Genomic DNA, 9,711 nt, shown 5'->3' with positions numbered 1-9,711 from the left:
GCGAAGGGCCTGACCACCGGCGAGGTCCAGGCCCACCTCGCCGAAGTCTATGGCGCCGACGTCTCGCGCCAGACGATCTCCACGATCACCGACAAAGTCCTTGAGGGCATGGCCGAGTGGCAGAACCGGCCCCTCGACCCGGTCTATCCGGTCGTGTTCATCGACGCGATCCACGTGAAGATCCGTGACGGGGCCGTCGCCAACCGGCCGATCTACGTGGCCCTGGCGGTCACCGTCGAGGGCCGGCGCGAGATCCTGGGGCTGTGGGCCGGGGACGGCGGCGAGGGCGCCAAACACTGGATGCACATCCTCACCGAGATCAAGAACCGCGGCGTGAACGACATCCTCATGCTCGTCTGCGACGGCCTGAAGGGCCTGCCCGACGCGGTCGAGACCGTCTGGCCGCAGACGATCGTGCAGACCTGTGTGGTCCACCTGCTGCGGAACTCCTTCCGCTATGCCGCCCGCCAGGACTGGGACAAGATCGCCAAGGTTCTCAAGCCTGTCTACACAGCGGCGACCGAGGAGGCCGCCCTCGAACGATTTGCCGAGTTCGCCGATGCCTGGGGCCGGAAGTATCCGGCGATCGTCCGGCTCTGGGAGAACGCGTGGGAGGAGTTCACGCCGTTCCTCCGCTTCGACACCGAGATCCGCCGCATCGTCTGCACCACCAACGCGATCGAGTCGGTGAACGCCAGGATCCGGCGGGCGGTCAAGGCCCGCGGGCACTTCCCGAACGAGCAGGCCGCGTTGAAGTGCGTCTACATGGCGATCATGTCGCTCGACCCGACCGGCAGGGGACAGACCCGCTGGACCCTGCGCTGGAAGACCGCCCTGAACGCCTTCGATATCACCTTCGACGGCCGACTCACCGCAGCCCGACAGTAGCCCCGAACACCACGGTTACACCGTTCGATTGACAGACCCCTTTCGGCGACTCGCGGACGAGCCGGTTACTCATGGGCGGTGCAGTCCCCCGCGCTCTGCCACACGACCCCTGCGGCCACCCCGGTAACAGCGGGGCGCGTGGTGCACGGGCAGAGCTGGTGTGAGGGCGGGCACTCGGTCCGCCGTGGTTCCCCCTCGGGGTGGGTGCGCGGTAGTCCCGCCCTCACTGTGTTGTGGGGACCAGCAGATTCCCGGCACCCGCCGTGCGGCGTGCTCGGTGGCTCTGTGCGGTCCCTCACTGTGTTGTGGGGACCAGCAGATTCCCGCGCCGTCTGTCCGGCCGCGAGCCGTGCCGCTCGGTCCCTCACTGTGGTGTGGGGACCACCGGATTCCCGAGGGCCGGGCATGACGGGATGATGTTTCGACGGACGGTTTGCTTTTCTCCTTATTTTTTCTTGTGCATACGAAAAAACAGTCTGAACCGTCATACCGTCATGGCTCGGCCCGCTGGTCGGCCCCGCTGCGGGCACAGCAAAGCCCCGGCGGTCTGCGAGGGACTGCCGGGGCTTGGCTAGGGCGATCCGTAAGCCAGCGGGGCTCAGAAAAGCCGAACGGCCCGCCGCCGAATTTCCCCAGCGGCGGACCGTACAGACCTCTCAGGGGGCTCAGGTGCCCGCAGCGTCCGGCGACTCAGCCCAGCGCACGATCACACGGTCCCGCGTGTTCGCGTTGCGGCCCCTGCCGACGGACTTGGTGATCCTCACGGAGTCGATGAAGAGCGCCAGGAACTCCCGCTTCTTCTCCAGGTCCCACGCCGCCCATGTCGATTCCTCACCGATGGGATCTCCGTCCACGCTCGTCCACTCGTTGGGGATCCGGATACTTCGACTGCCGGTCGCCTCCAGTTCCGCCAGCCGTTCGGCCGTCCGCTCCTCATGGGCAGCCAACCGCGCCATGGACTCCCTGAACATCTGCGCACCGGTCTCGTCGGCGTAGACGCCGGCAAGCCGGTCCACGTGCAGGATGCGGCGAGACTCCCGTACGTGCTCCAATTCGGCCCGTACCGCCGCGCGTTCCGCGTCTCGCTGGGACGTGTCCTGTTGGCGGGCGAAGCGCCGTGACGCCTCGGCCAGCCATTCGAGGTCTTCCGGGTCGTCGGGGTCCATGGCCATGAGACGGGCCCACACCCGCCCCGCCGTCTCGCTGTCCGCCGCGTCCTGGCCGATGACGAGACCACCGTGGCCCGGGACCACTCCCCCGGCCCGGTTGCACTTGTAGTAGAGCTTCCCGGCCCGCCGGTCGGTCACCATCACCGATCCGCAGACGTCGCAGAACAGCAGTCCATGCCCGGCCAGCAGAGTCGGGACGCGTCGGCCCGCTCGTACTACCACCTGTGTCCGGCCGTCCAACACGTCCTGGAGTTTCCACCACTCCTCCGTGGGGATCAGCGCTTCGTGCGACTGGACGGGCTGTCCTTCGTCGTCACGCAGGATGACGCGCTTCCCCGTCTTGCCGGGGACGGGGTTGCCGTCGGCGTCCTTGGTCGCCTGTACCCGTCCCTGCCACTCGATCGCGTACCCCGCAAGGCGCGGGTCCCGCAGGATGCGCAGGACGGTGGACGACACCCACGCCGGGCGCTCCACGGCTTCCGAGGCTCCGCGCGCACGGCGCGAGGCGAGGCGCTTGGCCCCCGACTCCCCCAGAGACTCCGCCTTTGTAGGCACGCCGCCCTCGTTGAGGCGCTTGGCGATCTGTGAGGCGGAGACTCCCTCTGCCGCCCACTTGGCCATGTCACGGACGTGTGGGGCTTCCACGGGCTCCGGGACGAGTCGGACGACGGACAGCTTGCCGCTGGTCGCCCTCTCCGTTGTGAAGCCGTACGGGGCGACCCCAGAAACATGGCTACCAGCCCGCCGAAGAGTGTCCTTGGTGGCGGAGACGTACGCCGACTTCATGTCGGACTCCTGCTGCGCCAGTCCCGCGATGATGGCGAGGATGCCGACACCGACCGGGGTGGAGGTGTCGAGGTACGGCTCTTCGACGCTGACCAGCCGGACGCCGTGCGTCTCCAGCTCCTCGATGATCCGCATGGCTTCCAGCGCGCCACGGCGGGTGAGGCGGGAGAGCGAGAAGACGACCACGGCGTCCACGTGTCCGCCGCGCACGGCCGCCATCATCTCTTCGAACCCCGGACGGTGGATGCTCGGGTCCCACCCCGACTTGCCCACGTCCTCGAAGTGGCCCGCGTCGCTCCACCCCTTCGACGCGATCAGCGAGGCGCACCGTTCGCGCTGCGCCACGGGCGATGCCTGCGAGTCGTCCTCACGCCGCTTTGACTGGCGGATGTACGAGACTGCACGTACGTGATCAAGGCTCGGCGCAGCGCCCGGCCTGTGCTTCCTGAGAGGTGTCATGTGCCTAGTGTGGTAAAGATCAACGTCCTGACCGTGCCCGCCGAGCAGCGGGAAGTCCTGGAGCAGCGGTTCGCCTCGCGGGCCGGCGCCGTGGAGGGCTCCGACGGGTTCGAGTGGTTCGAGCTGCTGCGGCCGCTGGAGGGCACCGACCAGTACCTGGTGTACACCCGGTGGCGCAGCGAGGAGGACTTCCAGAACTGGATGAACGGTTCCATGAAGGCGGCCCACCAGGGCACCGCCGGCGGCGAGGGCGGCGCCGAGCGTCCGAAGCCGGCCGCCTCCGGGTCGACGCTGTGGTCCTTCGAGGTCGTGCAGCAGGCGTCGCCGAAGTAGGGACCGGGGCTCCGGGAAACCGGGGCACGGGACCGGGACTCCGGGAAACCGGGGCACGGGACCGGGACTCCGGGACCGGGGCACGGGACCGGGACTCCGGGACCGGGGCACGGGACCGGGGCTCCGGGACCGGGGCCGAAACCGGCGGCGGCCGTGGTCGTGCGGGCCGCAGAATGGCCCGCATGACCTGGATCTTCTCCCCCGAGCGCGTCGACACCCCGGACGCCACCGCCCTGCGTCGCGACTACTACGGCGATGTCGCCGGGCGGTACTTCGGGCGGGTGCTGAACGAGGACGAGTACGACGACGACATGATCGACGACGGGCTCGGCCTCCTCGCCCCGCCCGCCGGGCAGTTCCTGGTCGGGCGGTACGACGGGAAGGCCGCCGCGTGCGGCGGCCTGCTCCTCCTCGACGGCGACCGGGCCGAGCTGACCCGGGTGTTCGTCCGCCCCGCCTTCCGCGGCCTCGGCGGCGCCGACCTGCTCATGGGCGGCCTGGAGGAGGCCGCCCGCGCGCTCGGCGCCCGCCGCGTGGTGCTCAACACCCGCCTCGACCTGGTCGAGGCGCGGGCGCTGTACGTGCGGCACGGCTTCGGGGAGATCCCGGCGTACTGCTCGGGGCCGTACATGGAGATCTGGTACGGCAAGGAACTCTGAGCCGGATCAGGAACTCCGAGCCGGGTCAGGCGGGTTCGCCCGCCCAGACGACGACGTCGAAGGTGGCGTTCGTGTCGCTGGCCTGGCCGCCCATCTCCTTGACGGTCATCCGGACGAGCCGGCCCTCGCCGGTGCGTCCGCAGACCGTCAGGCCCGTCTTGATCTCGATGTCGTTCAAGGTGGCCTGCGTCTCGACGACGCCCGCGCAGTCCGCGTAGGTCGGCGCCTTCGCCGCGCCCTTCCACACGAGGGCCTTGGCGCCGTTGTCGGGGCGCAGCATGTGGTCGCCGAAGGGGTAGACGGCGAAGTCGTTGTCGCTGTTGATCTCGGACTGCACGGGCGGCGCCGCGTCGAGGTCCTTGTCCTCCACGTACGTGATGACGAGGGTGCCCTGCCAGTGGACGGTGCCGGGCGCCGGGCCCGAGGGGGCGGCGGGGGCGGACGGGGTCGACGCGGTGTCCGTGGCCTCCGGCGTGGTCTCCGCTGCCGCCTCCTGGCTCGGCGACTGCGTCTGCGCCGGGGGCTCGGCCGACGGCTCCGCCGGCGCGCTCGACACGGGGGCCGGGCCGGCCTTCGGGTCGTCGTCCCCGTCCGTGTTCACCAGATACGTGCCGACGACGCCGATCACCGCCGCCACCAGCGTCGCGCCCGCGCCGATCCAGGCGCCCCGGTGCGACGGCGGTCGGGTCGGCGGGGCCGCGTAGACGACGCCGTACGCCGGCCCGTCCGGATGCTGTCCGGGCGCGTGTCCCGGATGCGGCGGCCAGCTCTGGCCCGGCTCGTGACTGCTCATCCTGTCCGTCCCCCTGTGACTGGAAGTCGATCTACGGCTGGACAGGGTACCGACCCGGGCTGAGCCGACGTCAGGCGCGGTGGCCCCGGGGCGGTTCGGGCGCGCGGGGGCGCTCCGCGCCGGAACCGCGGGGCTCCGCGTCGAGCTCCTCGACCGGTTTCCCCAGGCCGGTGGGGCGCGCCCGGGTCCCCACCGGTCGCCCGCCGAGGAGTCCGGCGCCCGGACAGGGGTCTCCTGGGCCCGGAGCCGGGCCGTGGGCGTCTCCCGGCGCGAGCGGTGTCCTCCGTTCTGAATCGAATGTCCGGTTATGGCCTGTGGAGGCGTACACGCGTTCACCCGGAGGCAGGAGGCCGCCTGCATAATCACTGCCAGTTGCGTTGGGGAGGGGACACATCATGACCGGACACGCATGTCCTGATTGCGGTGATCGGAGACCGGGCTGCGCCTGCGCCCGTACGGCGGAGGCGGCGGCGGCCGAGGACTTCGACCCGCTCCGGATCAGGCCGTACGTGACGCTGGACGCGCCCGACGACGAGGCGGGCGACCCGCCGACGACGCAGCTCACGGCGGTACGGGTGGGTCCCGGGGCCGCCGGAGGGTACGGAGGCCCCGACGGCCCCGGCGGATACGGGCCGTACGACGACGGCCGCTCCCCCGTCCCCCCGTACGGCTCCGGGGGCGGGGCCGACGAGACCATGCCGCTGCTGCTCGGCGGGGTCGGCGGCGCGGGGGGCGCCGACGACTCCTGGACGGCGGGGCCGGCGGCCGGGCCGGACGGGGCGCGGCGGGAGCGGTCGCGCCGGCGGCGGGGCGGCGCCCTCGTCGCGGGCGTCGCGGCGGCGGCCGTGGTCGGCACGGCCGCGCTGGCCGCGGCGGTGTTCGGCGGCGAGGAGCCCGAGGACCGGGCGATCGTCCCCGAGGTGACCACGAGCGCGTCCCTGAACCTCGCCGTCTCGGAGGAGCCGTCCCCGTCCTCCGACAGCCCGACGCCGAGCCGCACGCCCTCGCGGACGCCCTCGCCCAGCTCGTCCTCCCCGACGGCCTCGGCGTCCCCGTCCGCCTCCGCCTCGCGGACGACGGCCCCGACGGCGACCGGCTCGCCGTCCGCGACGGGCGGCGCGGCGGCCCCCTCCGAGCAGCCGACGACGGCCCCCGCGACCTCCGCGGCCCCGACGACCGCCTCGCCCACCCCCACGCACACGGACGCGCCCGAGGGGGCGACGCTGAGCCTCGGCGACACGGGCCCCGAGGTGCGGGAGCTCCAGACGCGGCTGCGGATCCTGTGGGTGTACCTGGAGGACGCCGACGGGGTCTTCGACGAGGACCTGCGCACGGCCCTGGAGGAGTACCAGGACCGGTTCTGGCGCCTGAAGGACCCGGAGGGCGTCTACGGACCGCACACCCGCCGCGAGCTGGAGCGGGACACGGAGCAGTACTACGAGTAGAGGCCGGGAGACGGCCTGGAGACGGCCTGAAGGGCTGGGGGGCGACCCGGGTGGCCAAGACGGCCCCCGGTTTTGTATCGTGAAAAAACAAAGTGGCCCCGCCCGTACTCCCTGACCGGCGGGCGGGACCGCTTCGTTCTCCGCACCACCCCCCTGGAGACCCCCATGGCCGCCACCCCGGCAACGCTCACCGCCCGCGCCCTCCTGCTCGACATGGACGGCACCCTGGTCAACTCGGACGCCGTCGTGGAGCGCTGCTGGCGCCGCTGGGCGGACCGGCGGGGAGTCGACGCCGACGCGGTGCTGAAGGTGGTGCACGGCCGCCAGGGCTACGCCACGATGGCGATCCTCCTCCCCGACCGCCCGATGGCCGAGAACCACGCGGACAACGCCGTGATGCTCGCCGAGGAGACCGCCGACGTCGACGGCGTCGTGCCGGTGGCCGGCGCCCCCGCCTTCATGGACGCGATCACGGACTTCCCGCACGCCCTGGTGACCTCGGCGGACGAGGCCCTCGCCCAGGCCCGGATGGGCGCGGCGGGCCTGCGGATGCCCACGACCCGGGTGACCGCCGAGCAGGTCGGCGCGAGCAAGCCGGACCCGGAGGGCTTCCTCAAGGGCGCCGCCGAGCTCGGCACGGCCCCGGCGGAGTGCGTGGCCTTCGAGGACTCCGAGGCCGGCATCCAGGCGGCGAAGGCGGCCGGCATGCGCGTGGTGGGCGTGGGCCCGCGCGCGGCGGCCTTCGCACCGGACCTCCACGTCCCGGACCTGACCCGCCTGCGCCTGAACGCGAACGGGGACGGGACGATGACCCTCGAAGTCGCACCGGGGTAACTCCCCGGGCCTCCGCCCCCCCCACCCACGTCGCGACCCCCGGCCCTCCGGCCCCCACCCACGTCGCGGCCCCCTCCCCCCCCCCGGGGCTCCACCCACCTCACAGATTCCCCCCGGACCCCGGGCTTCGACCCGCACGCCGGGCTCCGACCCGCCCGCGTCGCGGGCTCCGCCGAACTCGCGAGGTCCAGCCACCTCTCGGGTTCCACCCACCGCCCGGGCCCCGACCCGCCTACCGGGCCTACGCAGCCCGCCTGCCGGGCCCAACCGGCGCGCCTGTCGGGCTCCGCCGAACTCGCCGGGTCCACCCACCTCTCGGGTTCCACCCACCACCCGGACCCCCGACCCACCCGCCGGGCCTACTCAGCCCGCCCGCCGGGTCCACCCAACCCACGTCTCGGGCTCCGCCGAGCTCGCGGGGTCCACCCACCTCGCGGGTTCCCCCGGGCCCCAGCCCCCGACCCACGCGCCGGACCCACCCAGCCCGCCTCTCGGGCTCCACCGGGCTCGCGGGGTCCACCCACCGCCCGGGCCCTCGACCCGCGCGTGCCGGGCCCAACCCGCGCGCCTGCCGGGCCCACCGGCCACCTCTGGGACCCTCCGACCCGCACGTCGGGGCCCACCGGCCACCCCTCGGGGACCCCCGACCCGCCCGCATCGCGGGCTCCACCGAACTCTCGCGAGCTCCACCCACCCCGCAAGTTCCCCCCACCTCGCGGGCTCCACCCACGCCCCAGACCTCCGACCTACGCGCCGGCCCCAACCAGCCCGCCCGCCGAGCCCACCGGCCACTTCTGGCCCCCGACCCACACGTCGGGGCCACTCAACCCACCTCTCGGGGACCCCCACCCGCCCATGTCGCGGGCTCCACCCACCCCCCAGGCCCCCAGCCCTCGCTCCGGGCCCACCAGCCACCCCTGGGACCCCCGACCCACACGTCGGACCCACCCGGCCCGCCGGCCGGGTCCACCCGCCTCGTGGGCGCCACCAACCTCACACCGCACTGCACGCCGCCGCGCGCGGCCGGATCGTCCGGCCGTGCGCGGCGGCGCGTGGCGGTGGCCGCACGCGGGCACGCGCGGCGGCGGCCCTGCACGGCGGGACGGCACCGTGATCGCGCGCCCCAGAAAGCGCAGCAGGGCGCAGGGCGACCACGCACCGCAGGGCACACCGTGACCGCGCGCGGCGGAACGCGCAGTCGTCGCGCACGGCGCCCCACGCGGTGGTCGTGCGCCCGGGCGTCACCGCGGACGATTCCCCTCCGCTCCCCCCACCGGCGGAACCTGGCGCTCCGTCAGCACACGTCACACCCCTTGATGTGACGTGTCCATGTCGCCACCCTGTTACCTGGCGCACCCCCCGACGAAACCTCGCGCCGCCACGATGACCGGGCCGTCGCCCGGTACCGCACGGGACCGGGCGAACCGCCGAGGTCCCACCGAATCAAGGGAGTCCCCCATGCCCATCGGCAAGGTCTACGCGCGTCGAGCCGCCGTGCTCGCCTCCTCCGCCGCCCTCGCCCTCACCGGCCTCGTCACCACCGCCCCCTCCGCCCAGGCCGCGATGCCGACCCCGGTCAGCGCCGCCACCGCCCGCACCTACCTGGCCTCCCTCACGGTCAAGGCGGAAGGTTCCCTCACCGGCTACAGCCGCGACCTCTTCCCGCACTGGATCACCCAGTCCGGCGCCTGCAACACCCGCGAGACCGTCCTCAAGCGCGACGGCTCGAACGTCGTCACCGACTCCTCCTGCGCCTCGATCAGCGGCAGTTGGTACTCGCAGTACGACGGCGCCACCTGGACCGCCGCCTCCGACCTCGACATCGACCACGTCGTCGCACTCGCCGAGGCCTGGCGCTCGGGCGCCGGCTCCTGGACCACCGCCCAGCGCCAGGGCTTCGCCAACGACCTCACCCGGCCGCAGCTCATAGCCGTGACCGACAACGTCAACCAGGCCAAGAGCGACCTGGACCCGGCCGAGTGGCTGCCGCCGCGCACCGCGTACCGCTGCACCTACGCCCGCGCCTGGGTCCACGTGAAGTACCACTACAACCTCAGCGTCGACTCGGCGGAGAAGAGCGCCCTCCAGTCCGTCCTCAACGGCTGCTGACCACTTCCCTCCTGACACATCGTGACCCGCCGCGGAAGCCCCGGCGAGAAAACGGCGTGAATTCGGCGCGCCTGTGGTCCAGACCTGCGGAACTCTTACCGCAGGCGCGCCCCCCACGGCCCCTCATCCGAGATATTTGAACTTGCAAGTATTAATGAGGGGTGCCTAACCTGGCGGCCGTTCGGTTTCCGTCCCCCACGTCCGCCCCTCTCCGGGGCGGGCCAGGCCGAAGGAGT

At 72.7% G+C, this 9,711-nt stretch carries 8 protein-coding genes; 6 read left to right on the top strand and 2 right to left on the bottom strand.

The features are described from left to right. Positions 1–888 (top strand): IS256 family transposase (locus tag ABZ621_RS20855; RefSeq protein WP_360606546.1); only part of this gene is annotated, 888 nt, incomplete at its 5' end. A gap of 665 nt (positions 889–1,553) precedes the next feature. On the opposite strand, the gene ABZ621_RS20850 is transcribed toward ABZ621_RS20855, so the two are convergent. Continuing rightward, the gene (locus ABZ621_RS20850) at positions 1,554–3,302 is read right to left on the bottom strand and encodes a recombinase family protein (RefSeq protein ID WP_360606544.1); all 1,749 of its coding nucleotides are present in this window, start codon (positions 3,300–3,302) and stop codon (positions 1,554–1,556) included. On the opposite strand from ABZ621_RS20850, the gene ABZ621_RS20845 reads away from it, so the two are divergent. Together ABZ621_RS20845 and ABZ621_RS20840 are read left to right on the top strand one after the other, a co-directional pair. Beyond that, the gene (locus tag ABZ621_RS20845; protein WP_360606542.1) at positions 3,303–3,635 is read left to right on the top strand and encodes an antibiotic biosynthesis monooxygenase; all 333 of its coding nucleotides are present in this window, start codon (positions 3,303–3,305) and stop codon (positions 3,633–3,635) included. Positions 3,636–3,808: 173 nt separating this feature from the next. After that, positions 3,809–4,294 (top strand): GNAT family N-acetyltransferase, encoded by a 486-nt coding sequence (locus ABZ621_RS20840; protein WP_360606540.1) that lies wholly within the window; start codon positions 3,809–3,811, stop codon positions 4,292–4,294. Positions 4,295–4,319: 25 nt separating this feature from the next. Here ABZ621_RS20840 and ABZ621_RS20835 read toward each other — a convergent pair whose 3' ends face one another. Continuing rightward, entirely contained in the window at positions 4,320–5,087 is a 768-nt protein-coding gene (locus ABZ621_RS20835) for a hypothetical protein (protein ID WP_360606538.1), read from the bottom strand. A 395-nt stretch (positions 5,088–5,482) separates the two neighbouring features. Here ABZ621_RS20835 and ABZ621_RS20830 point away from each other — a divergent pair, with 395 nt between their 5' ends. From ABZ621_RS20830 to ABZ621_RS20820, 3 genes are all read left to right on the top strand, one after another. Continuing rightward, on the top strand, positions 5,483–6,532 hold the full coding sequence (locus tag ABZ621_RS20830) for a peptidoglycan-binding domain-containing protein (protein WP_360606536.1): 1,050 nt from the start codon (positions 5,483–5,485) through the stop codon (positions 6,530–6,532). 165 nt (positions 6,533–6,697) lie between these two features. Further along, entirely contained in the window at positions 6,698–7,366 is a 669-nt protein-coding gene (locus ABZ621_RS20825; protein WP_360606534.1) for an HAD-IA family hydrolase, read from the top strand. A gap of 1,464 nt (positions 7,367–8,830) precedes the next feature. Continuing rightward, entirely contained in the window at positions 8,831–9,475 is a 645-nt protein-coding gene (locus tag ABZ621_RS20820; protein WP_360606574.1) for an HNH endonuclease family protein, read from the top strand. Positions 9,476–9,711 lie beyond the last annotated feature (236 nt).

The sequence above is a fragment of the Streptomyces sp. NPDC007863 genome (assembly GCF_040633895.1).
Classification (GTDB): Bacteria; Actinomycetota; Actinomycetes; order Streptomycetales; family Streptomycetaceae; genus Streptomyces.
This window is presented reverse-complemented; position numbering and strand designations above follow the sequence as displayed.